21 protein-coding genes are annotated in these 24683 nt (G+C 62.6%); all 21 read left to right on the top strand.

Annotated elements, in window-relative coordinates:
* Positions 1 to 47 precede the first annotated feature (47 nt).
* The 21 genes from tsf (at position 48) to ispD (ending at position 24466) form a co-directional block, all read left to right on the top strand.
* The gene (gene tsf, locus EGJ22_RS03855; RefSeq protein WP_009686951.1) at positions 48 to 911 is read left to right on the top strand and encodes a translation elongation factor Ts; all 864 of its coding nucleotides are present in this window, start codon (positions 48 to 50) and stop codon (positions 909 to 911) included.
* A gap of 178 nt (positions 912 to 1089) precedes the next feature.
* Complete coding sequence (pyrH, locus tag EGJ22_RS03850) at positions 1090 to 1833, top strand: UMP kinase (protein WP_009686950.1); 744 nt, start codon at positions 1090 to 1092, stop codon at positions 1831 to 1833.
* Positions 1830 to 2387 carry a ribosome recycling factor gene (gene frr / locus EGJ22_RS03845; protein ID WP_029886984.1) on the top strand — a complete coding sequence of 186 codons (558 nt, stop codon included), beginning with the start codon at positions 1830 to 1832 and terminating at the stop codon, positions 2385 to 2387. Before pyrH ends, frr begins: the two co-directional genes overlap by 4 nt.
* A 15-nt stretch (positions 2388 to 2402) precedes the next feature.
* Positions 2403 to 3158 carry a polyprenyl diphosphate synthase gene (gene uppS, locus EGJ22_RS03840; RefSeq protein WP_009686947.1) on the top strand — a complete coding sequence of 252 codons (756 nt, stop codon included), beginning with the start codon at positions 2403 to 2405 and terminating at the stop codon, positions 3156 to 3158.
* Positions 3158 to 3973: a phosphatidate cytidylyltransferase gene (locus EGJ22_RS03835; protein ID WP_009686946.1), complete on the top strand. Its 816-nt coding sequence runs from the start codon at positions 3158 to 3160 to the stop codon at positions 3971 to 3973. The genes uppS and EGJ22_RS03835 overlap by 1 nt, the downstream gene beginning before the upstream one ends.
* A complete protein-coding gene (ispC, locus tag EGJ22_RS03830) occupies positions 3970 to 5160 on the top strand; it encodes a 1-deoxy-D-xylulose-5-phosphate reductoisomerase (RefSeq protein ID WP_125920125.1) in 1191 nt (396 codons plus the stop codon). The genes EGJ22_RS03835 and ispC overlap by 4 nt, the downstream gene beginning before the upstream one ends.
* 71 nt (positions 5161 to 5231) lie before the next feature.
* Positions 5232 to 6584, top strand: a complete 1353-nt coding sequence (gene rseP, locus EGJ22_RS03825) for an RIP metalloprotease RseP (RefSeq protein WP_125920124.1) — start codon at positions 5232 to 5234, stop codon at positions 6582 to 6584.
* Between the two features lie 73 nt (positions 6585 to 6657).
* On the top strand, positions 6658 to 9018 hold the full coding sequence (bamA, locus tag EGJ22_RS03820; RefSeq protein WP_125920123.1) for an outer membrane protein assembly factor BamA: 2361 nt from the start codon (positions 6658 to 6660) through the stop codon (positions 9016 to 9018).
* Positions 9019 to 9062: 44 nt separating this feature from the next.
* Positions 9063 to 9566: an OmpH family outer membrane protein gene (locus EGJ22_RS03815; protein ID WP_003252311.1), complete on the top strand. Its 504-nt coding sequence runs from the start codon at positions 9063 to 9065 to the stop codon at positions 9564 to 9566.
* A 1-nt stretch (position 9567) separates the two neighbouring features.
* Positions 9568 to 10623: a UDP-3-O-(3-hydroxymyristoyl)glucosamine N-acyltransferase gene (gene lpxD, locus EGJ22_RS03810; RefSeq protein ID WP_029886979.1), complete on the top strand. Its 1056-nt coding sequence runs from the start codon at positions 9568 to 9570 to the stop codon at positions 10621 to 10623.
* A gap of 114 nt (positions 10624 to 10737) precedes the next feature.
* On the top strand, positions 10738 to 11178 hold the full coding sequence (gene fabZ / locus EGJ22_RS03805) for a 3-hydroxyacyl-ACP dehydratase FabZ (protein WP_004375427.1): 441 nt from the start codon (positions 10738 to 10740) through the stop codon (positions 11176 to 11178).
* Positions 11175 to 11951, top strand: a complete 777-nt coding sequence (lpxA, locus tag EGJ22_RS03800) for an acyl-ACP--UDP-N-acetylglucosamine O-acyltransferase (protein WP_009686941.1) — start codon at positions 11175 to 11177, stop codon at positions 11949 to 11951. The genes fabZ and lpxA overlap by 4 nt, the downstream gene beginning before the upstream one ends.
* A 1-nt stretch (position 11952) precedes the next feature.
* Positions 11953 to 13080: a lipid-A-disaccharide synthase gene (lpxB, locus tag EGJ22_RS03795; protein WP_125920122.1), complete on the top strand. Its 1128-nt coding sequence runs from the start codon at positions 11953 to 11955 to the stop codon at positions 13078 to 13080.
* Between the two features lies 1 nt (position 13081).
* Positions 13082 to 13705: a ribonuclease HII gene (rnhB, locus tag EGJ22_RS03790; protein ID WP_125920121.1), complete on the top strand. Its 624-nt coding sequence runs from the start codon at positions 13082 to 13084 to the stop codon at positions 13703 to 13705.
* 229 nt (positions 13706 to 13934) lie between these two features.
* A complete protein-coding gene (dnaE, locus tag EGJ22_RS03785; protein ID WP_009686938.1) occupies positions 13935 to 17459 on the top strand; it encodes a DNA polymerase III subunit alpha in 3525 nt (1174 codons plus the stop codon).
* A 106-nt stretch (positions 17460 to 17565) separates the two neighbouring features.
* Positions 17566 to 18513 carry an acetyl-CoA carboxylase carboxyltransferase subunit alpha gene (locus tag EGJ22_RS03780; RefSeq protein WP_009686937.1) on the top strand — a complete coding sequence of 316 codons (948 nt, stop codon included), beginning with the start codon at positions 17566 to 17568 and terminating at the stop codon, positions 18511 to 18513.
* 133 nt (positions 18514 to 18646) lie between these two features.
* Positions 18647 to 19930, top strand: coding sequence for a tRNA lysidine(34) synthetase TilS (tilS, locus tag EGJ22_RS03775; protein ID WP_125920120.1), 1284 nt, complete (start codon positions 18647 to 18649; stop codon positions 19928 to 19930).
* Between the two features lie 268 nt (positions 19931 to 20198).
* On the top strand, positions 20199 to 21827 hold the full coding sequence (locus tag EGJ22_RS03770; RefSeq protein WP_009686934.1) for a CTP synthase: 1629 nt from the start codon (positions 20199 to 20201) through the stop codon (positions 21825 to 21827).
* Between the two features lie 200 nt (positions 21828 to 22027).
* A complete protein-coding gene (eno, locus tag EGJ22_RS03765; protein WP_125855344.1) occupies positions 22028 to 23317 on the top strand; it encodes a phosphopyruvate hydratase in 1290 nt (429 codons plus the stop codon).
* 163 nt (positions 23318 to 23480) lie between these two features.
* Positions 23481 to 23762: a cell division protein FtsB gene (ftsB, locus tag EGJ22_RS03760; protein WP_009686932.1), complete on the top strand. Its 282-nt coding sequence runs from the start codon at positions 23481 to 23483 to the stop codon at positions 23760 to 23762.
* Positions 23759 to 24466, top strand: a complete 708-nt coding sequence (ispD, locus tag EGJ22_RS03755; protein ID WP_009686931.1) for a 2-C-methyl-D-erythritol 4-phosphate cytidylyltransferase — start codon at positions 23759 to 23761, stop codon at positions 24464 to 24466. The genes ftsB and ispD overlap by 4 nt, the downstream gene beginning before the upstream one ends.
* Positions 24467 to 24683 lie beyond the last annotated feature (217 nt).

The raw sequence follows: 24683 nt of genomic DNA, 5'->3' as shown, positions 1-24683 counted from the left end.
TGACCAACGGGTGGAATGGTTGAAAAACTTTCCAAGAGGATTTTGAAATGGCAGCAATTACTGCAGCGCTGGTCAAAGAACTGCGCGAGCGTACCGGCGAAGGCATGATGGATTGCAAAAAGGCCCTGGAAAAGGCCGGCGGCGACATCGAAAAGGCCATTGACGACATGCGTGCCTCGGGCGCCATCAAGGCCGCCAAAAAGGCTGGCAACGTCGCTGCTGAAGGCGCTATCGCGGTCAAGACCGACGGTAAATCCGCCGTTCTGCTGGAAGTGAACTCGCAGACCGACTTCCTGGCCCTGCAAGACGACTTCAAGAACTTCGTTGCTGAAAGCCTCGAAGAAGCCTTCGCCCAGAAGCTGACCGACGCTGCGCCGCTGATCGCTTCGCGTGAAGCTGCTCGTGAAGCCCTGGTCGCCAAGTGCGGCGAGAACGTCAACATCCGCCGCCTGGTGCGCGTTGAGGGTGACGTTGTCGGTGCCTACCTGCACGGCAACAAGATCGGTGCCGTTGTTGTCCTGAACGGCGGCGACGTCGAGCTGGCCAAGAACATCGCCATGCACGTGGCTGCGTCGAACCCTGAGTTCCTGGATTCGTCGGAAATCTCCGCCGAGGCCATCGAGCGTGAGAAGGGCGTGTTCCTGCAGCTGAACGCTGACAAGATCGCCGGCAAGCCAGAGAACATCGTTGAGAACATGATCAACGGCCGTATCACCAAGTTCAAGGCTGAAGCCTCGCTGAAAGAGCAGGCTTTCGTCATGAACCCGGAAGTCAAAGTTGGCGAGCTGGCCAAGAAAGCCGGTGCTGAAATCGTTTCCTTCACCTACTTCAAAGTAGGCGAGGGCATCGAGAAGCCAGTCGACGACTTCGCTGCTGAAGTTGCCGCTCAGGTAGCTGCTGCCAAGCAGTAAGACAGCCCCGTCTGTCGCCCCAAAGAGGCTGCCCGCTCACGCGCGCAGCCTCTTTGTCAAAGCGGGAACGGTTTACAGAAACCGCTGCTCGCGGACGCAATCGTTGCGTCACGTTACAGTTACAAGCAGGCTCAAGCAGCCCGCAAGAATTTTACAAACGCCGCAGGAGAGATTCGCAATGGCTCAGCAGGGCAGTGGTCATCAGGCTCGCTATAAACGCATTCTACTCAAACTTAGCGGCGAGGCCCTGATGGGCTCGGAAGAGTTCGGGATCGACCCCAAGGTCCTGGATCGCATGGCGCTGGAAGTCGGCCAACTGGTCGGCATCGGTGTTCAGGTCGGCCTGGTGATCGGTGGTGGCAACCTGTTCCGTGGCGCGGCGCTCAGTGCAGCCGGCATGGACCGTGTTACCGGCGACCACATGGGGATGCTGGCCACCGTGATGAATGCCCTGGCCATGCGCGACGCGCTGGAGCGGGCGAACATCACTGCCATCGTCATGTCGGCGATCTCCATGGTGGGTGTCACCGATCATTACGACCGTCGCAAAGCCATGCGTCACCTCAACGCCAAGGAAGTCGTGATTTTCGCCGCCGGTACTGGCAACCCGTTCTTCACCACCGACTCTGCCGCTTGCCTGCGCGCCATCGAAATCGATGCCGACGTGGTATTGAAGGCAACCAAGGTCGATGGTGTATACACTGCAGATCCATTCAAGGACCCGCATGCCGAGAAGTTCGATCATCTGACCTACGATGAAGTGCTGGATCGCAAGCTGGGGGTAATGGATCTCACGGCAATCTGCCTGTGCCGCGACCACAAGATGCCGCTGCGCGTCTTCAACATGAACAAGCCCGGCGCCCTGCTGAACATCGTGCATGGCGGCGCGGAAGGAACTCTGATCGAGGAAGTCCAGAAATGATCAACGATATCAAGAAAGACGCGCAGGAGCGCATGACCAAGTCCCTCGAGGCTCTGGCTCGCAACCTGGCGGCCATCCGTACGGGTCGCGCTCACCCAAGCATCCTGGATACCGTCAGGGTCACTGCCTGGGGCAGCGAGATGCCGCTGAACCAGGTGGCTGCAATCACCGTCGAAGATGCCCGCACGCTGAAGATCGTCGCCCACGACAAGAACCTCAGCGCGGCTATCGAAAAAGCCATCCTCACCTCTGACCTGGGCCTGAACCCGTCCAGCGCCGGTACCACCATCCGCGTGCCGATGCCGGCCCTGACCGAGGAAACCCGCAAGGGCTATACCAAGCAGGCCAGCGCTGTTGCCGAAGACGCCAAGGTAGCCGTGCGCAACGTGCGCCGCGACGCCCTGGCCGACCTGAAGAAGCTGACCAAGGACAAGGAAATCAGCGAAGACGAAGAGCGTCGCGCCGCTGATGACATCCAGAAGCTGACCGACAAGTTCGTTGCCGAGGTCGATGCTGCCTTCAAGGCCAAGGAAAAGGACCTGATGGCCGTCTGAGGCCGGGGTTTTTTAATGGAAAAGACCAAGCCAGCGGTGCCGTCCTCGGTGCCGCGTCATGTCGCGATCATCATGGACGGCAACAACCGCTGGGCAAAAAAACGCCTGCTGCCCGGCGTTGCCGGGCACAAGGCGGGTGTCGACGCCGTTCGCGCGGTCATCGAAGTCTGTGCCCAGTCCGGGGTCGAGGTGCTGACCCTGTTCGCCTTCTCCAGTGAAAACTGGCAGCGCCCGGCCGAAGAAGTCGGTGCGCTGATGGAACTGTTCTTCTCGGCCCTGCGCCGTGAGGCCAAGCGCCTCAACGAAAACAATATCAGCCTGCGTATCATCGGTGACCGCTCGCGGTTCCACCCGGAGTTGCAGGCTGCCATGCGTGAGGCCGAGGCGCTGACCGCCGGCAACAACCGCTTCATCCTGCAAATCGCTGCCAACTACGGCGGCCAGTGGGACATTGCCCAGGCCGCGCAACGGCTGGCGCGGGAAGTGCAAGCCGGGCACCTGCGCCCGGACGACATTACCCCTGGCCTGCTGCAGACGTGCCTGGCAACCGGTGAGCTGCCGTTGCCGGACCTGTGTATCCGCACCGGTGGCGAGCATCGCATCAGCAATTTCCTGCTGTGGCAGCTGGCATATGCCGAGCTGTATTTCTCCGACCTGTACTGGCCGGACTTCAAACACGAGGCCATGCGTAAAGCCCTGGCCGATTTCGCTTCGCGCCAGCGCCGCTTCGGTAAGACCAGCGAGCAGGTCGAGGCTGGAGCTCGTGCTTAATGCTTAAACAACGCATCATTACCGCGCTGATCCTGCTGCCGGTTGCGCTGGGTGGTTTCTTCCTGCTCAACGGTGGGGATTTTGCCCTGTTCATCGGCTTCGTAGTGACCCTCGGTGCCTGGGAGTGGGCGCGCCTGGCCGGCCTGATGGCCCAGCCGCTGCGCATTGCCTACGCCCTGGTGGTGGCCGGGGCGCTGATGCTGCTGTACATCCTGCCGGAACTGGCTCCCTGGGTGCTCGGCGCCGCAGTGATCTGGTGGGGGTTGGCGACCTGGCTGGTGCTGACCTATCCACGCAGCAGCGAGTTGTGGGCCAGTGCTGCCTGCCGGCTGCTGATAGGCCTGCTGGTATTGCTGCCCGCCTGGCAGGGGTTGGTGCTGCTCAAGCACTGGCCGCTGGGCAACTGGCTGATTCTCTCGGTCATGGTGCTGGTGTGGGCTGCCGACATCGGCGCGTACTTTTCTGGCCGTGCATTCGGCAAGCGCAAGCTGGCCCCGCAGGTCAGCCCCGGCAAGAGCTGGGAAGGCGTGTATGGCGGGCTGGCGGTCAGCTTGCTGATCACCCTCGGTGTGGGCATAAGCCGCGACTGGGGCGTCGGCCAGGTGCTGCTCGGCCTGCTGGGTGCTGCGCTGCTGGTGATGGCCTCGGTGGTCGGTGACCTGACCGAGAGCATGTTCAAGCGCCGCTCCGGCATCAAGGACAGCAGCAACCTGCTCCCAGGCCACGGCGGTGTGCTCGACCGCATCGACAGCCTGACGGCAGCGATCCCGATCTTTGCCGTGTTGTTGTGGGCTGCCGAATGGGGTGTCATGTGACTCGCCCGCAACGTATCACCGTGCTCGGTGCCACCGGCTCCATCGGCCTGAGCACCCTGGACGTGATTGCCCGGCACCCTGATCGCTACCAGGCGTTCGCCCTCAGTGGCTATTCGCGTGTGGACGAACTGCTGGCCCTGTGCGTGCGCCACCGCCCGGCGTTCGCCGTGGTGCCGAGCAGTGAAGCGGCCATGCGGTTGCGTGCAGGTCTGGCGGCGGCCGGTTGTGCAACCGAGGTGCTCGAAGGCGACGCCGGGTTGTGCCAGGTGGCGTCGGCAAGCGAAGTGGACGCCGTGATGGCGGCCATCGTCGGGGCTGCCGGCTTGCGGCCCACCTTGGCGGCTGTCGAGGCGGGCAAGAAGGTCCTGCTGGCCAACAAGGAAGCGCTGGTGATGTCGGGGGCCCTGTTCATGGACGCCGTGCGGCGCCATGGCGCCGTGCTGCTGCCAATCGACAGCGAGCACAACGCTATCTTCCAGTGCATGCCTGGCGACTATGCCCGTGGCCTGAGTGCGGTGGGGGTGCGGCGGATCCTGCTGACGGCTTCCGGTGGCCCGTTCCGTGAAACGCCCGTCGAAGCGCTGATGGGGGTGACCCCGGAGCAGGCCTGTGCGCACCCTAACTGGTCGATGGGGCGCAAGATCTCCGTGGATTCGGCCAGCATGATGAATAAAGGGCTGGAACTGATCGAAGCCTGTTGGCTGTTCAATGCTGCGCCGGCCAAGGTCGAAGTGGTGGTGCACCCGCAGAGCGTGATCCACTCGCTGGTCGACTACGTGGATGGCTCGGTCCTCGCGCAGCTGGGCAACCCCGACATGCGCACCCCGATCGCCAACGCCCTGGCCTGGCCCGAACGGATCGACTCCGGGGTGGCGCCGCTGGACCTGTTCGCCGTCGCCCGTCTGGATTTCCAGGCGCCCGACGAACAACGCTTCCCTTGCCTGCGCCTCGCGCGGCAGGCTGCCGAAGCCGGTAACAGTGCCCCCGCCGTGCTCAATGCCGCCAACGAAGTGGCGGTGCAAGCATTTCTCGAGCGGCGTATTCGCTTCCCGGAGATCGCGGGTATGATCGAACAGGTACTCGAGCAGGAACCTGTGGTGCCCCTGCCTTCCCTGGACGCGGTGTTCGCCGCCGACCAGCGGGCCCGGGAGCTTTCCCGGGAGTGGCTGCGCCGCCACGGCCGCTGATGCAGGCTCGCTACGGTGCGTGAGGGGGCAGGGTATTGCCCCGCCCCGCTGAATATCATTCGGAGATGGACATGACAGCGCTCTACATGATTATCGGCACCCTCGTGGCCCTGGGGGTGCTGGTGACCTTTCATGAATTCGGCCACTTCTGGGTCGCGCGCCGCTGTGGCGTGAAGGTGCTGCGTTTTTCGGTGGGCTTCGGCACGCCGCTGCTGCGCTGGCATGACCGCCATGGCACCGAGTTCGTCGTGGCGGCGATCCCGCTGGGCGGCTACGTGAAGATGCTCGACGAGCGCGAAGGTGATGTGCCGCCGGCGTTGCTCGGCCAGTCGTTCAACCGCAAGCCGGTAGGCCAGCGTATCGCCATTGTCGCGGCCGGCCCGATCGCCAATTTCCTGCTGGCAATCGTGTTCTTCTGGCTGCTGGCGATGCTGGGTACCCAACAGGTTCGTCCGGTCATTGGGAGCGTCGATGCCGGTAGCCTGGCGGCGTCCGCCGGGCTGGCCGCAGGTCAGGAAATCGTCTCTGTGGACGGCAAGCCGACCAGCGGTTGGGCGGCGGTCAACCTGCAGCTGGTGCGGCGCCTGGGCGAGAGCGGCACCTTACAGGTTGGCGTGCGCGACGATGGCGCCAGTGCCGAGCGCCAGTTGCAGGTCAAGCTGGACAGCTGGTTGAAGGGCGCCGATGAGCCAGACCCGATCCAGTCCCTTGGGCTGCACCCATGGCGCCCGGCGATTGCGCCGGTGCTGGCCGAGATCGACCCGAAAGGGCCGGCTGCCGCTGCGGGCCTAAAGAGCGGTGACAAGCTGCTGGCGGTCGACGGGGTTGCCGTGACCGAATGGCAGCAGGTGGTCGACAGTGTACGTGCCCGGCCGGATGCCAAGGTGCAGGTCCGCGTGGAGCGCGACGGTGCTGCCCTCGACGTGCCGGTGGTCCTGGCCCACAAGGGCGAGGGCGAGGCCGTTGCCGGGTACCTGGGCGCCGGGGTCAAAGGTGGCGAATGGCCTGCCAGCATGCTTCGCGAAGTCAGCTATGGCCCGCTGGAGGCGGTGGGCGAGGGCTTGTCGCGCACCTGGAACATGAGTGTCCTTACCCTCGAATCGCTGAAGAAAATGCTGTTCGGGGAGCTCTCGGTAAAAAACTTGAGTGGACCGATAACCATTGCTAAAGTGGCGGGCGCTTCAGCCCAGTCCGGCATCGGGGATTTCCTGAATTTCCTCGCCTACCTGAGCATAAGCCTGGGGGTTCTTAACCTGCTGCCCATCCCGGTACTCGATGGGGGGCATTTGCTGTTTTATCTGGTCGAGTGGGCGCGCGGTCGTCCGCTGTCGGATCGGGTGCAAGGTTGGGGGGTCCAGATCGGTATCAGTTTGGTCATAGGGGTGATGTTGCTCGCCCTGATCAACGATCTGGGTCGACTATAAAGCTTCGCTCAATTGCGAACCCGCCGTTTTTTCACGGCGGGTTGTTTATTGCCAGTTGGAATAAAAGGACTTCATGAAACGTCTGCTGCTAACTGCGGTCATGTCCGCACTGATGATCGCTGAAGTTCACGCCGAGTCCTTCACCATCTCCGATATTCGCGTCAACGGCCTGCAGCGGGTATCCGCCGGCAGCGTGTTCGGTGCCTTGCCGCTGAACGTCGGTGACCAGGCTGATGACCGCCGCCTGGTGGACTCGACCCGTTCCCTGTTCAAGACCGGGTTCTTCCAGGACATCCAGTTGAACCGCGATGGCAATGTGCTGATCATCAACGTGGTCGAGCGCCCGTCGGTGTCGAGCATCGAGATCGAAGGCAACAAGGCGATCAGCACCGATGACCTGATGAAAGGCCTGAAGCAATCCGGCCTGGCCGAAGGCGAGATCTTCCAGCGTGCCACCCTTGAAGGCGTGCGTAACGAACTGCAGCGCCAGTACGTGGCCCAGGGCCGCTACTCGGCCGAGGTCGACGCCGAGGTGGTGCCGCAGCCGCGCAACCGCGTGGCACTGAAGATCAAGATCAACGAAGGCACGGTCGCGGCCATCCAGCACATCAACATCGTCGGCAACAACGTGTTCGACGACGATACCCTGGGCCAGTTGTTCGAGCTGAAAACCACCAACTGGCTGTCGTTCTTCAAGAACGACGACAAGTACGCCCGCGAAAAGCTGTCCGGTGACCTTGAGCGCCTGCGTTCCTACTACCTGGACCGCGGCTACATCAACATGGACATCGCCTCGACCCAGGTGTCGATCACGCCAGACAAGAAGCACGTCTACATCACCGTCAACATCAACGAAGGCGAGAAGTACACCGTTCGCGACGTGAAGCTGTCCGGTGACCTCAAGGTGCCGGAAGACCAGGTCAAGTCGCTGCTGCTGGTGCAGCCTGGCCAGGTATTCTCGCGCAAGGTGATGACCACCACGTCCGAGCTGATCACCCGCCGCCTGGGCAACGAGGGCTACACCTTCGCCAACGTCAACGGCGTGCCACAGCCGAACGAACAGGACCACACGGTAGACATCATGTTCGTGGTCGACCCGGGCAAGCGTGCCTACGTCAACCGCATCAACTACCGCGGTAACACCAAGACCGAAGACGAAGTGCTGCGTCGCGAAATGCGCCAGATGGAAGGCGGGTGGGCGTCGACCTACCTGATCGACCAGTCCAAGACCCGCCTCGAGCGCCTGGGCTTCTTCAAGGAAGTGAACGTCGAGACCCCACCGGTGCCCGGCACCGATGACCAGGTCGACGTCAACTACAGCGTGGAGGAGCAAGCCTCCGGTTCGATCACCGCCAGCGTCGGTTTCGCCCAGAGCGCGGGCCTGATCCTGGGTGGTTCGATCAGCCAGAGCAACTTCCTCGGCACCGGTAACAAGGTGTCCATCGGCTTGACCCGTTCGGAATACCAGACCCGCTACAACTTTGGCTTCGTGGATCCCTACTTCACCGCCGACGGCGTGAGCCTGGGCTACAACGCCTTCTACCGCAGCACCAACTACGATGACCTCGATGTCGACGTGGCAAGCTATGCGGTGGACAGCCTCGGTGCAGGTGTGAGCCTGGGCTACCCGATCAGCGAAACTTCGCGCCTGACCTACGGCCTGAGCGTGCAGCAGGACAAGATCAAGACCGGCAAGTACACCGTTGACGAGATCTTCGACTTCCTCGACCAGGAAGGCGACAACTTCCTCAACTTCAAGGCGTCGATCGGCTGGTCCGAGTCGACCTTGAACAAAGGTGTGCTGGCGACCCGTGGTCACTCGCAAAGCCTGACCCTGGAATCGACCATTCCAGGCAGCGACCTGTCATTCTTCAAGCTCGACTACCGTGGCCAGCTGTTCCAGCCGATCAACAATGACTACACCCTGCGCCTGCACACCGAGCTGGGCTATGGTGATGGTTATGGCAGCACCTCCGGCCTGCCATTCTACGAGAACTACTTCGCGGGTGGCTTCAACTCCGTCCGCGGCTTCAAAGACAGCAGCCTGGGCCCACGCAGTACCCCAAGCCGCGGTGAGAACAATGGCGGTAAACCGGGGACTATTGAGGATCCGGACAAGGATCCACTACCGTTCGGCGGTAACGTCCTCGTACAAGGTGGCGTCGAGCTCCTGTTCCCACTGCCGTTCGTCAAGGACCAGCGTTCGCTGCGCACCTCCGTGTTCTGGGATGTGGGTAACGTGTTCGACACCAATTGCGGCAACAAGCCTGATTGCGAGAAGGTCGGCTTCTCGGGCATGGCCAGTTCGGTCGGCCTGGGCGTGACCTGGATTACTGCACTGGGCCCGCTGAGCTTCAGCCTGGCAATGCCGGTCAAGAAGCCGGACGATGCCGATACCCAGGTGTTCCAATTCTCTCTGGGCCAGACCTTCTGAGGTCGGCCCTTGCTTAACGACAACGGTTTATCCAGGAGTGCATCGTGCGTAAATTGGCTCAACTGGCCGTAGTGGCCGCGGCGCTGGTCGCCACCCCGGCTTTCGCCGAAATGAAGGTTGCCGTGCTGAACTATCAGATGGCCCTGCTGGAATCGGACGCCGCCAAGAAGTACGCGGTGGATGCCGAGAAGAAATTCGGCCCGCAACTGACCAAGCTGAAAAGCCTGGAAAGCAGCGCCAAGGGTATCCAGGACCGCCTGATCAAGGGCGGCGACAAGATGCAGCAGCAGGAGCGTGAGCGCCTGGAGCTCGAGTTCAAGCAAAAAGCCCGCGACTTCCAGTTCCAGTCCAAGGAGCTGAACGAAGCCAAGGCCGTTGCCGACCGTGACATGCTCAAGCAGCTGAAGCCGAAGCTGGATGGCGCTGTCGAGGAAGTGATCAAGAAAGGCGGTTACGACCTGGTTCTCGAGCGTGGCGCGGTCATCGATGTCAAACCTCAGTACGACATCACCCGCCAGGTCATCGAGCGCATGAACCAAGCCCGTTGATATGAGTGTGACCATGACGCTAGGCCAGCTGGCCGAGGCCCTCGGTGCCACCCTGAAGGGGCCCGAGGCGCTGCAGATTACCGGGCTGGCCACCTTGCAAGAGGCTGGCCCCGGGCAGTTGACCTTCCTGGCCAACCCGCAGTACCGCAAGTACCTGGATAACTGCCAGGCCGGCGCGGTGCTGCTCAAGGCCGCGGACGCCGAAAGCTTTGCCGGCAATGCCCTGGTCGTGGCCGACCCGTACCTGGCTTATGCGCGCATTTCCCACCTGTTCGATCCGAAACCCAAGGCTGTGGCGGGAATCCATCCCAGCGCCGTGGTGGCCGAGGATGCCCAGGTAGATGCCAGCGCCAGCATCGGGCCGTTCGCGGTCATCGAAAGTGGCGCCCGTATCGGCGCCAACGTGAGCATTGGTGCACATTGCTTCATTGGTGCCCGTTGCGTGGTGGGTGAAGGCGGCTGGCTGGCACCGAGGGTCACGTTGTATCACGACGTCACCATCGGCAAGCGCGTGGTCATTCAGTCGGGTGCGGTGATCGGCGGCGAGGGCTTTGGCTTCGCCAACGAGAAGGGCATCTGGCGCAAGATCGCCCAGATTGGCGGCGTTACCATCGGCGATGATGTGGAAATCGGCGTCAACACGGCGGTCGACCGTGGCGCGCTGTCGGACACGCGCATCGGCGATGGGGTCAAGCTGGATAACCAGATCCAGATCGCCCACAACGTGCAGATCGGCGACCACACCGCCATGGCTGCGTGTGTCGGTATTTCCGGCAGCACGCGCATTGGCAAGCACTGCATGCTGGCGGGTGGCGTGGGGCTGGTGGGGCACATTGATGTTTGCGATAACGTATTCATTTCCGGAATGACCATGGTTACCCGCTCGATCACCGAGCCGGGCTCCTATTCTTCCGGTACGGCCATGCAGCCATTGGCTGACTGGCGCAAGAGCGCCGCGCGTATCCGCCACCTGGACGATATGGCCAAGCGCCTCCAGCAGCTGGAAAAACGCGTCGATACCGTGACCTCAGGTGGCCAGCCGGCATCAGAAGGCTGATACCATTCCCTGAGCAAGAGTGAACAGTCGCTAGCTGGCTCCTCTTTGGATTGCAAAAGGAGCGTGCGGTCAGCACCTGCGCTCCCTATTCTTATTACAGGCTTCCCCCCCGAAATGATGGACATCAACGAGATTCGCGAATACCTGCCTCACCGTTACCCGTTCCTGCTGGTGGACCGCGTGACGGAGCTGGACTACGAGGCCCAGAGCATTCGTGCCTACAAGAATGTCAGCATCAACGAGCCGTTCTTCAATGGCCACTTCCCGGCGCACCCGATCATGCCGGGCGTCCTGATCATCGAAGCCATGGCCCAGGCGGCCGGTATCCTGGGTTTCAAGATGCTCGATGCCAAGCCTGCCGATGGCACCCTGTATTACTTCGTCGGCTCCGACAAGCTGCGTTTCCGCCAGCCGGTGCTGCCGGGTGACCAGTTGGTGCTGGAAGCCAAGTTCCTCAGCCGCAAGAGCATGATCTGGAAGTTCGAATGCCGCGCCCTGGTCGACGGCAAGCCGGTGTGCTCGGCAGAAATCACCTGCGCGGAACGTTCCCTATGAATTCGATTGATCCTCGGGCCATCATCGATCCCTCGGCCAAGCTCGCCGACGGTGTCGAGGTGGGCCCTTGGTCGATCGTGGGCCCCGATGTCGAGGTCGGGGAGGGCACCGTTATCGGCCCGCATGTTGTGTTGAAGGGGCCGACCCGCATCGGCAAGCACAACCGTATCTTTCAGTTTTCGTCGATTGGCGAAGACACCCCGGACCTCAAGTACAAGGGTGAGCCGACGCGCCTGGTGATTGGCGACCACAACGTGATTCGCGAAGGGGTGACCATTCACCGTGGGACCATTCAGGACCGTGCCGAAACCACCCTGGGTGACCACAACCTGATCATGGCCTATGCCCACATCGGCCACGACAGCGTCATCGGTAACCACTGCATTCTGGTCAACAACACGGCCCTTGCCGGGCATGTGCATGTGGGCGACTGGGCGATCCTGTCCGGCTACACCCTGGTGCACCAGTACTGCCACATCGGTGCCCACGCGTTTTCCGGCATGGGTACGGCGATCGGCAAGGACGTGCCGGCCTTCGTGACCGTGTTCGGTAGCCCGGCCGAAGCCCGCAGCATGAACTTCGAGGGCATGCGCCGGCGCGGTTTCAGCGCCGAAGTGATCCACGTGCTGCGCCGCTGCTACAAAATTGTCTATCGTCAGGGCCTTACCGTCGAAGACGCACTCAAGGAGCTGGCCGAGCCTGCTGCGCTGCACCCTGAGGTCGAGCTGTTCCGCCAGTCGATCGTGAACTCCGCTCGCGGCATCACCCGCTGACATGGCCCGGCTTTGCGTAGCGCTGGTGGCCGGTGAGGCCAGCGGCGATATTCTGGGTTCAGGCCTGATGCGTGCCCTGAGGGAGCGCCACCCCGACATACGCTTTATCGGGGTGGGCGGCCCCTTGATGGAAGCCGAAGGCCTGCAATCCTATTTCCCGATGGAACGCCTGGCGGTCATGGGCCTGGTGGAGGTGCTGGGGCGCCTGCGCGAGCTGCTCAAGCGGCGCAAACTGCTGATCCAGACCCTGATCGATGAAAAGCCGGATGTGTTCATCGGTATCGATGCGCCTGACTTTACCCTCAACATCGAGCTGAAACTGCGGCAGGCCGGGATCAAGACCGTGCACTATGTCAGCCCGTCGGTCTGGGCCTGGCGGCAGAAGCGGGTGCTGAAGATCCGCGAAGGCTGCGACCTGATGCTGACCCTGCTGCCGTTCGAGGCGCGGTTCTATGAAGAGCAGGGCGTGCCGGTGCGCTTTGTCGGCCACCCGCTGGCCGACACCATCCCGCTGCAGGCCGACCGCGCAGCTGCGCGTGCCACACTGGGCCTGGGCGAGGGCCCGGTGGTGGCCCTGATGCCGGGCAGCCGCGGCGGCGAGGTTGGCCGCCTGGGGGCGTTGTTCCTCGATGCTGCCGAGCGCCTGTGCCACCACGTACCGGGCGTGCGCTTCGTACTGCCGTGTGCCAATGCGGCGCGGCGCGCTCAGGTCGAGCAGATGCTCGAAGGGCGGCAGTTGCCGCTGATGCTGCTCGATGGCCAGTCGCACCAGGCCCTGGCCGCCTGCGATACGGTGTTGATCGCTTCGGGTACCGCCACCCTCGAAGCCTTGCTGTACAAGCGGCCGATGGTGGTGGCTTACCGCCTGGCGCCGCTGACCTACTGGATTCTCAAGCGGCTGGTGAAAAGCCCCTACGTGTCGTTGCCCAACCTGTTGGCGCAGCGTGAGCTGGTACCTGAACTGCTGCAGGACGCTGCCACCAGCGAGGCGTTGGCCAATACCCTGGTACCGTTGTTGCGCGATGGGAGCCGGCAGACCGAACGTTTCGACGAAATTCACCGCACCCTGCGCCGCGACGCCTCCAATCAGGCGGCCGAGGCGGTGCTGGCCCTGCTCAAGGACCGCTGACATGCAATTTGGACTGGACTTCAACCTGGTCGAAGACCTGGTCGCCGGCGTTGACGAAGTGGGCCGTGGCCCGCTGTGCGGTGCGGTGGTAACGGCAGCGGTGATCCTCGACCCAACCCGGCCGATTCTCGGCCTGAACGATTCGAAAAAGCTCACGCAAGCCAGGCGCGAGGCCCTGTTCGACGAGATTTGCGAAAAGGCCCTGAGCTTTTGCATCGCCCGTGCCGAGGTCGAGGAAATCGACCGGCTCAATATCCTGCAGGCCACCATGCTGGCCATGCAGCGCGCGGTCGAAGGCCTGCACGTTACACCGAAGCTTGCGCTGATCGACGGCAACCGCTGCCCGAAACTGGCCGTGCCGGCAGCGCCGGTGGTCAAGGGCGATAGCCAGGTCCCGGCGATTGCGGCAGCCTCGATTCTGGCCAAGGTCAGCCGTGACCGTGAAATGAGCGCGTTCGAGCTGATCTACCCGGGTTACGGTATCGGCGGGCACAAGGGCTACCCCACGCCGGTACATCTGGAGGCCTTGGCCCGGCTTGGGCCTACGCCCATTCATCGGCGTTCGTTCGCACCGGTGCGGGCCGCCTGGGACGCGCGTGAGGGCGTCATCGGTTCGCTGGTCTGACCAATGGGGCGTTATCGGGAGCCCTTGCAGGCGCTTTAGCCGCGAACATCGGCACAGCCGGTGCCGTGCACCGCGTCGCCTGCTTCGCGGGCAAGCCCGCTCCCACAATGAATCGCGCAGGCTTTTTAAATTTTGAGAAAGGTAGTTGCTCCTACAAGCAGCCCCAAAACCCCCGCGCAATTAAGCTACAATCCCGCCCTTGTCGTTCAGCACTGCTACAGGATCTCCCATGTCGGTTCCCTTCGTTCACCTGCGCGTCCACTCTGAATTCTCGCTGGTTGACGGCCTGGTGCGGATCAAGCCGCTGGCCAAGGCGCTGGCCGGGATGAACATGCCAGCAGTGGCCATTACCGACCAGAGCAACATGTGCTCGCTGGTGAAGTTCTACAAGACGGCCATGGGCGCCGGCATCAAACCGATCTGTGGTGCAGACCTGTGGCTGGCCGGCGCCGACCCGGAAGCGCCGCTGTCGCGCATCTGCCTGCTGGCCATGAACCCCAAGGGCTATCGCAACCTCACCGAGCTGATCTCGCGCGGCTGGACCGACGGCCAGCGCAACGGCCTGGTGATCCTGCAGCGTGAATGGATCGCGCCGGCCAGCGAAGGCCTGATCGCCTTGTCGGCCGGCAAGGAAGGTGATATCGGCATGGCCCTGCTGGCCGGCCGTGACGACGAAGCCCAGGCCCTGCTGCAAGACTGGATGGGCATGTTCCCCGAGCGCTTCTACGTAGAAGTGCAGCGCACCAACCGCGCCCGCGACGAGGAATATGTGCATGCTGCCGTGGCCCTGGCCGACAGGCTCGGCGCGCCGCTGGTGGCCACCAACGACGTGCGTTTCATCAAGCAGTCCGATTTCGACGCCCATGAAACCCGGGTTTGCATCGGTGAAGGCTGGACCCTAGACGACCCTCGCCGGCCGCGTTGCTACAGCGACCAGCAGTACCTCAAGTCGTCCGAGGAAATGGCCGAGCTGTTCAGCGACCTGCCCGATGCCATCGCCAACACCGTCGAAATCGCCAAGCGTTGCAACATCCAGGTGCAGCTGGGCAAGTACTTCCTGCCCGACTTCCCCACGCCCAACGGCATGGGCATCGACGACTACCTGCGGCACGTGTCCCACGAGGGCCTGGAAGAGCGCCTGGCGGTCCTGTGGCCGAAGGAGACCACGCCCAATTACGAAGAGAAGCGCCAGGTTTACCTCGACCGGCTGAAGTTCGAACTGGACATCATCATCCAGATGGGCTTCCCCGGTTACTTTCTGATCGTGATGGACTTCATCAAGTGGGCCAAGAACAACGACGTGCCGGTAGGCCCTGGCCGTGGTTCGGGCGCAGGTTCGCTGGTGGCCTATGTGCTGAAGATCACCGACCTCGACCCGCTGGCCTATGACCTGCTGTTCGAGCGCTTCCTCAACCCTGAACGTATTTCCATGCCCGACTTCGACGTCGACTTCTGCATGGATGGCCGTGACCGGGTTATCGACTATGTGGCCGAGGCTTATGGCCGCAACGCGGTCAGCCAGATCATCACCTTCGGCACCATGGCTGCCAAGGCGGTGGTGCGTGACGTGGCACGGGTTCAGGGCAAGTCCTACGGCCTGGCCGACCGCCTGTCGAAGATGATTCCGTTCGAAGTGGGCATGACCCTGGAGAAGGCCTACGAGCAGGAAGAGATCCTGCGTGACTTCCTCAAGGGTGACGAGGACGCCCGCGAAATCTGGGACATGGCGCTGAAGCTGGAAGGTGTGACCCGGGGTACCGGCAAGCACGCCGGTGGCGTGGTGATCGCCCCGACCAAGCTCACCGACTTCTCACCGATCGCCTGTGACGAAGAAGGCGGCGGCCTGGTAACCCAGTTCGACAAGGATGACGTCGAGGCGGCCGGGCTGGTGAAGTTCGACTTCCTCGGCCTGCGTACCCTGACCATCATCAAGTGGGCCATGGAGATCATCAACCGCGAGCAGGCCAAGAAAAACCTGCCCGACGTGAATATCGACTTCATCCCGCTGGACGACCGCAAAACCTACGAGCTGTTGCAGAAGGCCGAAACCACGGCGGTATTCCAGCTTGAATCGCGTGGCATGAAGGAGCTGATCAAGAAGCTCAAGCCCGACTGCCTGGAAGACCTCATCGCACTGGTGGCACTGTTCCGCCCCGGCCCGCTGCAGTCGGGCATGGTGGACGACTTCATCAACCGCAAGCACGGCCGTGCCGAGCTGGCCTACCCGCACTCCGACTACCAGTACGAAGGCCTCAAGCCGGTGCTGGCCCCCACCTACGGCATCATCCTGTACCAGGAACAGGTGATGCAGATTGCCCAGGTGATGGCCGGCTACACCCTCGGCGGCGCCGACATGCTGCGCCGGGCCATGGGCAAGAAAAAGCCCGAGGAAATGGCCAAGCAGCGCGGTGGTTTCATCGAAGGTTGCGTGGCCAACAATATCGATGCGGACCTGGCAGGCAACATCTTCGACCTGGTAGAGAAGTTCGCCGGTTACGGCTTCAACAAATCCCACTCCGCGGCCTACGGCCTGGTGTCGTACCAGACTGCCTGGCTGAAAACCCACTACCCCGCACCGTTCATGGCGGCGGTGCTGTCGGCGGACATGCACAACACCGACAAGGTCGTGGTGCTGGTGGAGGAGGTGCGCAGCATGAAGCTGCGCCTGGATGCGCCGGACGTGAACTTCTCCGATTTCAAGTTCACCGTGAACGACGACGGCCGTATCGTCTACGGCCTGGGCGCCATCAAGGGCGTTGGCGAAGGCCCGGTAGAGGCCATCGTCGAAGCCCGTGCCCAGGGCGGGCCGTTCAAGGACCTGTTCGACTTCTGTGAGCGCATCGACCTCAAACGGGTCAACAAGCGCACCCTCGATGCGCTGGTGCGCAGTGGCGCGTTGGACCGGTTGGGCCCGCATTTCCATGACGAAATCAAGGCCTACCATGCCCACATCGACATCAACCGGGCGACCTTGCTTTCGGCACTGGGTGAGGCCATCAAGGCCGCCGAGCAGGCCGCGCATACCGCGGACAGTGGCCATGTCGACTTGTTCGGGGGCATGTTCGACGCGGCGGATGTCGATGTTTACGCCAACCACCGCAAGGTGCGCGAGCTGACCCTGAAGGAACGCCTGAAAGGCGAAAAGGACACCTTGGGGCTGTACCTGACCGGCCACCCGATCGACGAGTACGAAACCGAGATTCGCCGCTTCGCCCGCCAGCGCATCATCGACCTCAAACCGTCGCGTGAAACCCAGACCATCGCCGGCATGATCATTGCGCTACGGGTGATGAAGAACAAGAAGGGTGACAAGATGGGCTTCGTCACCCTGGATGACCGCTCCGGGCGGATCGAGGCCTCGTTGTTCGCCGACGCCTATATCGCGGCGCAGTCGTTGCTGCAGGCCGACGCCATGGTGGTGGTCGAAGGGGAGGTCAGCAATGACGACTTCTCCGGTGGCTTGCGCCTGCGGGTCAAGCAGGTCATGACCATGGAAGACGCGCGCACCAAGCTGGCCGAAAGCCTGCGCCTGAAGGTGGCGCACGAAGCCTTGAAGGGCGACCGGCTGAAATGGCTGGGCGAACTGATCACCCGCCACCGCGGTGCCTGCCCGATCACGCTGGAGTACACCGGCAGTGACGCCAAGGCCATGTTGCAGTTTGGCGAGCAGTGGGCGATCGACCCTGCCGATGGGCTGATTCAGGCACTGCGTGACCAGTTCGGACGTGAGAACGTCTTCCTGCAATATCGTTGAACCGACAAAAATTTAATCTCGACCTGAATGCGCCTGATCCCTTAAGGTATGGCGCCAAACGGATCAACCGGCCGGCCGCCTGGCCGTAGACCCAAGACGGATGACTATGAACCCGAATTTTCTCGATTTCGAACAGCCGATTGCCGACCTGCAAGCCAAGATCGAAGGCCTGCGCCTGGTGGGTAACGACAATTCGCTGAACATCAGCGATGAAATTGCCCGTCTGCAAGACAAGAGCAACACCCTGACCGAAAGCATCTTCGGCAACCTCACCAGCTGGCAGATTGCACGCCTGGCGCGTCACCCACGTCGTCCCTACACCCTGGACTACCTGGAGCACATCTTCACCGAGTTCGAAGAGCTGCACGGCGATCGCCACTTCTCCGATGACGCTGCCATCGTCGGCGGCACTGCGCGCCTGGATGGCAAGCCGGTCATGGTCATCGGCCATCAGAAAGGCCGCGAAGTGCGCGAAAAGGTGCGCCGCAACTTCGGTATGCCGCGCCCTGAAGGTTACCGCAAGGCCTGCCGCCTGATGGAAATGGCCGAGCGCTTCAAGATGCCGATCCTGACCTTCATCGACACCCCGGGTGCCTACCCGGGCATCGACGCCGAAGAGCGCAACCAGAGCGAAGCCATCGCCTGGAACCTGCGGGTGATGGCGCGCCTGAAAACCCCGATCATCGCCACCGTGATCGGTGAAGGTGGGTCGGGCGGTGCACTGGCCATTGGTGTCTGCGACCAGCTGAACATGCTGCAGTACTCCACCTACTCGGTGATCTCGCCAGAAGGTTGCGCTTCGATCCTGTGGAAGACCGCCGACAAGGCTGCCGATGCTGCCGAAGCCATGGGCATTACCGCCGAGCGTCTGAAGAGCCTGAACATCGTCGACAAGGTCATCCAGGAGCCGCTGGGCGGCGCCCATCGTGACCCGGCTGCGATGTCGGAAAGCATCCGTGCTGACCTGGTGCAGCAGCTGGACATGCTCGGCAAGTTCGACAATGACGCGCTGCTGGCCCGTCGTTACGAGCGCCTGATGAGCTACGGGCTCTGATTCCGTGATGTGATCCGGGTCCCGCTTTGCGGCCCATTCGCCGGCAAGTCCGCTCTCTCATGATGTGGGAGCTGGCTTGCCGGCGAATGGGGTGCAAAGCACCCCCGGCGATCTCAAGCCATGTGAGGCCTTCATGATCAACCTCACCCCCTGGCTCAACGCCCCCACTTGGTACATCGCCTTCTCCGGCGGCCTCGACTCTACCGTCCTCCTGCACCTGCTGGCCGACTACGCCCGCAGCCACGCAGCGCCGCCCTTGCGTGCGGTTCATGTCCACCATGGCCTGCAAGCCGCCGCTGACGCCTGGCCCGCCCATTGCCAAGCCGTCTGCGCCAACCTCGGCATCGCACTCGAGGTAATCCACGTTCAGGTCAGCCCCGGCGCCAGCCTGGAACAGGCGGCCCGCGACGCCCGCTATGCGGCTTTCCAGCAAACCCTCGGTCCGGGCGACATTCTGTTCACCGGCCAGCACTGTGACGACCAGGCTGAAACCCTGCTGTTGCGCTTGCTGCGCGGTGCCGGCCTGCGTGGCCTGGCGGCCATGCCGGGGCAGCGGCCGCTAGGGCAGGGCAGCCTGGTCAGGCCGTTGCTGGGCTGTGCCCGGCAGCTGTTGCAGGCCTATGCCCAAGCCCGCGGGCTGGCCTGGATCGACGACCCTTCGAACGCTGACACCCGTTTTGCCCGCAACTTTCTGCGCCGGAAGGTGATGCCGCAGTTGCAGCAGCGCTGGCCACAGGTTAGCCAGAATTTCGCCCGTGCCGCCGAGCATCTGGGCGAGGCGCTGGGCCTGCTCGACGAACTGGCCCAGGGCGATCTGGTGACCGCGCAGCAGGGGGCGCCTGCCGCCTGGCCGGGGCTGGCCTCCCTCGACCTGGCTAGCCTGGTGGCGCTGTCGCCGGCGCGCCAGCGCAACGCCTTGCAGTACTGGCTGAGCCAACGCACGCGGCTGCCCGATACCCGCCATTGGGCGGGTTGGGCAGACCTGCGCGATGCCGCCGCCGATGCCCAGCCGGTGTGGCGGCTGACCGACGGGCAGTTGCAGCGTAGCCAAGGGCGCATCTGGTGGCTGAGTGGCGACTGGCTGCAGCCAGCCGCCGGTCAGCTGGCCTGGCCGGACCCAGGTGTGCCGTTGCCACTGCCGGGCAACGGTAACGTGCGGCTTGTTGGCGCAGCCGGGGTTGGCGGGCTGCGGGTTGGCTACCGCCAGGGCGGCGAAATACTGGAGGTGCCCGGGCGCGGCCGGCGCGACCTCAAACGCCTGCTCAACGAGCAGCAGGTGCCGCATTTCCTGCGTGCGCGCCTGCCCTTGCTGTACCAGGGCGAGCGCCTGCTGGCAGTGGCCAATTTGCCCGGGCTGGGGCAGGCGGGTTGGCAGCTGCACTGGCAGTTACCGACGAACGCGCAAGGTTTGAGCTGAAGGGTACATTCGGGTAGACTACCCTCCCTTCTTGATACAGCTTCTGTGGGTTCCGCGAAAACACAGGAGTTGCCGATTACCAAGCAGTTTTTTGCTGGGCTGATTCTGAAATGACGAGCGAGCTCCATGCCGGGGATACCCCTGGTCTGTACAGACGCGGCAGTTGTTCGAGATGCACTGTGATTGACGCAGGTGATCGGGGGCTTCGGCCTTCCTTCGCTTTCTCCGGCGGCGCTGGCCGCCTTAACGCAGACTTCTAGGGTTTTTCATGACGCGCTACATATTCGTCACGGGCGGTGTTGTTTCTTCATTGGGGAAAGGCATTGCCTCGGCTTCCCTGGCGGCCATCCTGGAAGCGCGGGGCCTGAAGGTCACCATGCTCAAGCTGGATCCGTACATCAACGTCGACCCGGGCACGATGAGCCCGTTCCAGCATGGTGAAGTGTTCGTCACCCACGATGGCGCCGAGACCGACCTCGACCTGGGCCACTACGAGCGGTTCATCCGCACCACCATGACCCAGAACAACAACTTCACCACCGGCCGTATCTACGAGCACGTGCTGCGCAAAGAGCGCCGTGGTGATTACCTGGGCGCGACCATCCAGGTCATTCCGCACATCACCGACGAAATCAAGCGCCGCATCATCAAAGGTGCTGGCGACGCCGACGTGGCCCTGGTGGAAATTGGCGGTACCGTGGGCGACATCGAGTCGCAGCCATTCCTCGAGGCCATTCGCCAGTTGCGCGTCGAAGTGGGTTCCAAGCGCGCGATGCTGATGCACCTGACCCTGGTCCCGTACATTGCCACTGCTGGCGAAACCAAGACCAAGCCGACCCAGCACTCGGTCAAGGAACTGCGCTCCATCGGCCTGCAGCCAGACGTGCTGATCTGCCGTTCCGACCACCCGGTCGATGCTTCCTCGCGCCGCAAGATCGCGCTGTTCACCAACGTTGAAGAGCGTGCGGTGATTTCGCTGGAAGACGTCGACACCATCTACAAGATCCCGGGTGTGCTGCACGCACAGGGCCTGGACGACTTCGTCGTCGAGCGCTTCGGCCTGCAATGCAACGGTGCCGACCTGTCCGAGTGGGACAAGGTGGTCGATGCCAAGCTCAACCCTGAGCACGAAGTGACCATCGCCATGGTCGGCAAGTACATGGAACTGCTGGATGCGTACAAGTCCCTGATCGAAGCGATGAGCCACGCCGGTATCACCAACCGTACCAAGGTCAACCTGCGCTACATCGACTCGGAAGACATCGAGAACCAGGGCACCAGCCTGCTCGAGGGTGCCGATGCCATCCTGGTACCCGGCGGTTTCGGCCTGCGTGGCGTGGAAGGCAAGATCACCGCGGTTCAATATGCCCGTGAGAACAAGGTGCCGTACCTGGGCATCTGCCTGGGCATGCAGGTCGCGGTAATCGAATTCGCCCGTAACGTCATGGGCTGGAAAGACGCCAACTCCACCGAGTTCGACCGCAACAGCGGCCACCCGGTCGTTGGCCTGATCACCGAGTGGGCCGATGCCACCGGCGCGGTCGAAACCCGTGACGAGGCCTCCGACCTGGGCGGCACCATGCGTCTGGGTGCACAGGACTGCCAGCTGGCAGCCGGTTCCAAGGTGCACGACTGCTATGGCACGGACGTGATCACCGAGCGCCACCGCCACCGTTACGAGGTCAACAACAACCTGCTGCCACAGCTGGTTGATGCCGGCCTGGTGGTTTCCGGCCGTTCCGAAGACGGCGCGCTGGTCGAAGTGGTCGAGTCCAAGGACCACCCATGGTTCGTTGCCTGCCAGTTCCACCCGGAGTTCACCTCCACCCCGCGTGACGGTCATCCGCTGTTCAGCGGCTTCGTCAAGGCGGCCCTGGCGCAGAAGAACAAGGCCTGATTTTTTCGGGTCTTTGGTGAGTTTTCCGACGGTTAAGTCCGCGCGAGGCTCATTTCTCGGGTAAAGTACGCCCCGATCTACCCCTGACCACTCGGTCAGGGGTTGCTTTTGCCAGGCCTGCCTGCTGCGTCCCTGCCTGGTGAAAGGCAAGAATTCCCTAAAGCTGCGTTGTTTTCGTCAATTCTGGAGTGCTTACAACAATGGCAAAAATCGTCGACATCAAAGGTCGTGAAGTTCTCGACTCGCGTGGCAACCCCACCGTGGAAGCCGATGTACTGCTCGACAACGGCATCATCGGCAGCGCTTGCGCGCCGTCCGGTGCTTCCACCGGCTCGCGCGAAGCGCTGGAGCTGCGTGATGGCGACAAGAGCCGTTACCTGGGCAAGGGCGTGCTGAAGGCTGTCGCCAACATCAACGGCCCTATCCGCGACCTGCTGCTGGGCAAGGACCCGGCTGACCAGAAGGCCCTGGACCGCGCCATGATCGAGCTGGACGGTACCGAGAACAAGGCCAAGCTGGGCGCCAACGCCATCCTGGCTGTTTCTCTGGCTGCCGCCAAGGCCGCTGCCCAGGATCAGGACCTGCCGCTGTACGCGCACATCGCCAACCTGAACGGCACCCCAGGCCAGTACTCCATGCCGGTTCCGATGATGAACATCATCAACGGCGGCGAGCACGCCGACAACAACGTCGACATCCAGGAGTTCATGGTTCAGCCGGTTGGCGCCAAGACCTTCTCCGACGGCCTGCGCATGGGCACCGAAATCTTCCACCACCTCAAGGCTGTGCTCAAGGCCCGTGGCCTGAATACTGCCGTGGGTGACGAAGGTGGCTTCGCCCCTAACCTGGCCTCCAACGAAGATGCCCTGGGTGCAATCGCCGAAGCCGTCGAAAAAGCCGGCTACAAACTGGGCACCGACGTGACCCTGGCACTGGACTGCGCCGCTTCCGAATTCTACGAAGACGGTAAGTACAACCTGTCCGGCGAAGGCAAGTCGTTCGATGCCGAAGGCTTTGCAGACTACCTCAAAGGCCTGACCGAGCGCTTCCCGATCATCTCCATCGAAGATGGCCTGGACGAGTCGGACTGGGCTGGCTGGAAAGTCCTCACTGACAAGATCGGTGAAAAGGTTCAGCTGGTTGGCGACGACCTGTTCGTGACCAACACCAAGATCCTCAAGGAAGGCATCGAGAAGGGCATCGGCAACTCGATCCTGATCAAGTTCAACCAGATCGGCTCGCTGACCGAAACCCTCGAAGCCATCCAGATGGCCAAGGCTGCCGGCTACACCGCGGTGATTTCGCACCGTTCCGGTGAAACCGAAGACTCGACCATTGCCGACCTGGCCGTGGGTACCGCTGCGGGCCAGATCAAGACCGGTTCGCTGTGCCGTTCCGACCGCGTATCCAAGTACAACCAACTGCTGCGTATCGAAGAGCAACTGGGCGCCAAAGCGGTTTACCGTGGTCGTGCCGAGTTTCGCGGCTAAGCAAGAGATGGTAAAAAGGCAGCAGCCGGAGTTGTAGGAACGTTCTTACTGAACTTTCCTTCTTCCCAACGGGTTTCTGTCAACGAAGCCTGGCCTCGGCCAGGCTTCGTGCTATTCGAGCTCCCGTAAAATGCGCGGCAGCCTTTTTGACCTGGATAACGTGATGCGCAGTCCCTATTGGGTGTTCCTTATTCTGCTCCTGCTGTTGGGTGGCCTGCAGTACCGTCTGTGGGTCGGCAATGGCAGCCTGGCGCAAGTGACCGAGCTGAAGCAGCAGATTGCTGAACAGCACGCCGAAAACGAGCGCCTGCTGGAGCGTAATCGCGTGCTCGATGCTGAAGTGCTGGAGCTGAAAAAAGGCATGGAGACCGTTGAAGAGCGGGCTCGCCATGAATTGGGGATGGTCAAGGAGGGTGAAACCCTCTTCCAGTTGCCACAGAAATGATCGATACCTTACCGGCCTTCTGGGCCGTGATTCCAGCGGCGGGCGTAGGCGCCCGCATGGCTGCCGACCGCCCCAAGCAGTATCTGGAGCTGGCAGGGCAGACCCTTCTCGAGCACAGCCTCGACTGTTTTCTTGGCCACCCGACGCTTAACGGCGTGGTGGTCAGCATTGCTGAACACGACCCTTACTGGCCTGCCCTGGGCTGTGCCAGCGACCCGCGTATCCAGCGCGCGGCGGGCGGGCGCGAGCGCGCCGATTCGGTACTCAATGCCTTGCTGCTGCTGCATGCCCAAGGGGCGGCGGACAGCGACTGGGTGCTGGTGCACGATGCTGCGCGGCCCAACCTGGCGCGTAGCGACCTGGACAAGCTGCTGGCGGAGTTGGCGGATGACCCGGTGGGTGGCCTGCTGGCGGTGCCGGCGCGCGACACGCTCAAACGTGCCGATGGCAAAGGCCGGGTCAGCGCCACCGTTGACCGCAGCACCATCTGGCAGGCCTACACGCCGCAGATGTTCCGCCTGGGGGCGTTGCACCGGGCGCTGGCCGAGTGCCTGGTGTCGGATGTCGTCGTAACCGATGAAGCTTCTGCCATCGAATGGTCCGGGCAGGCGCCGCGGCTGGTCGAAGGGCGCAGCGACAACATCAAGGTGACCCGGCCGGAAGACCTGGAGTGGTTGCGCCAGCGCTGGGCAGGTCGACGCTGAGATCGCCGGGTCCGCTGCGCGGCCCATTCGCAGGCAAGCCAGCTCCCACAGGTACCCCACAGACCTGAGGCATCGCGGCTCCTGTGGGAGATTCTATGGTTCCTGGCAAGGGTAGCCGGAGCATCTTCAGCGCCTGTGAAATCGAGCGCCGCCCGCGCGGCGCAATCGCGAGCTGCGCTCGCTCCTACGTTTGTTTCGGGCCAGTAACGCCTGTGAC

It is taken from the genome of Pseudomonas sp. p99-361 (assembly GCF_003935475.1).
In the GTDB taxonomy this organism is placed as follows: domain Bacteria; phylum Pseudomonadota; class Gammaproteobacteria; order Pseudomonadales; family Pseudomonadaceae; genus Aquipseudomonas; species Aquipseudomonas juntendi.
This window is presented reverse-complemented; position numbering and strand designations above follow the sequence as displayed.

Coding starts and splice junctions, on each gene's coding strand:
- EGJ22_RS03835 (WP_009686946.1), top strand. CDS start 3,158: ATGCTTAAACAACGCATCATTACCGCGCTGATCCTGCTGCCGGTTGCG.
- tilS (WP_125920120.1), top strand. CDS start 18,647: ATGATCAACCTCACCCCCTGGCTCAACGCCCCCACTTGGTACATCGCC.
- lpxD (WP_029886979.1), top strand. CDS start 9,568: ATGAGTGTGACCATGACGCTAGGCCAGCTGGCCGAGGCCCTCGGTGCC.
- EGJ22_RS03770 (WP_009686934.1), top strand. CDS start 20,199: ATGACGCGCTACATATTCGTCACGGGCGGTGTTGTTTCTTCATTGGGG.
- lpxB (WP_125920122.1), top strand. CDS start 11,953: ATGGCCCGGCTTTGCGTAGCGCTGGTGGCCGGTGAGGCCAGCGGCGAT.
- rseP (WP_125920124.1), top strand. CDS start 5,232: ATGACAGCGCTCTACATGATTATCGGCACCCTCGTGGCCCTGGGGGTG.
- uppS (WP_009686947.1), top strand. CDS start 2,403: ATGGAAAAGACCAAGCCAGCGGTGCCGTCCTCGGTGCCGCGTCATGTC.
- tsf (WP_009686951.1), top strand. CDS start 48: ATGGCAGCAATTACTGCAGCGCTGGTCAAAGAACTGCGCGAGCGTACC.
- eno (WP_125855344.1), top strand. CDS start 22,028: ATGGCAAAAATCGTCGACATCAAAGGTCGTGAAGTTCTCGACTCGCGT.
- lpxA (WP_009686941.1), top strand. CDS start 11,175: ATGAATTCGATTGATCCTCGGGCCATCATCGATCCCTCGGCCAAGCTC.
- fabZ (WP_004375427.1), top strand. CDS start 10,738: ATGATGGACATCAACGAGATTCGCGAATACCTGCCTCACCGTTACCCG.
- ftsB (WP_009686932.1), top strand. CDS start 23,481: ATGCGCAGTCCCTATTGGGTGTTCCTTATTCTGCTCCTGCTGTTGGGT.
- frr (WP_029886984.1), top strand. CDS start 1,830: ATGATCAACGATATCAAGAAAGACGCGCAGGAGCGCATGACCAAGTCC.
- dnaE (WP_009686938.1), top strand. CDS start 13,935: ATGTCGGTTCCCTTCGTTCACCTGCGCGTCCACTCTGAATTCTCGCTG.
- pyrH (WP_009686950.1), top strand. CDS start 1,090: ATGGCTCAGCAGGGCAGTGGTCATCAGGCTCGCTATAAACGCATTCTA.
- ispD (WP_009686931.1), top strand. CDS start 23,759: ATGATCGATACCTTACCGGCCTTCTGGGCCGTGATTCCAGCGGCGGGC.
- rnhB (WP_125920121.1), top strand. CDS start 13,082: ATGCAATTTGGACTGGACTTCAACCTGGTCGAAGACCTGGTCGCCGGC.
- bamA (WP_125920123.1), top strand. CDS start 6,658: ATGAAACGTCTGCTGCTAACTGCGGTCATGTCCGCACTGATGATCGCT.
- EGJ22_RS03780 (WP_009686937.1), top strand. CDS start 17,566: ATGAACCCGAATTTTCTCGATTTCGAACAGCCGATTGCCGACCTGCAA.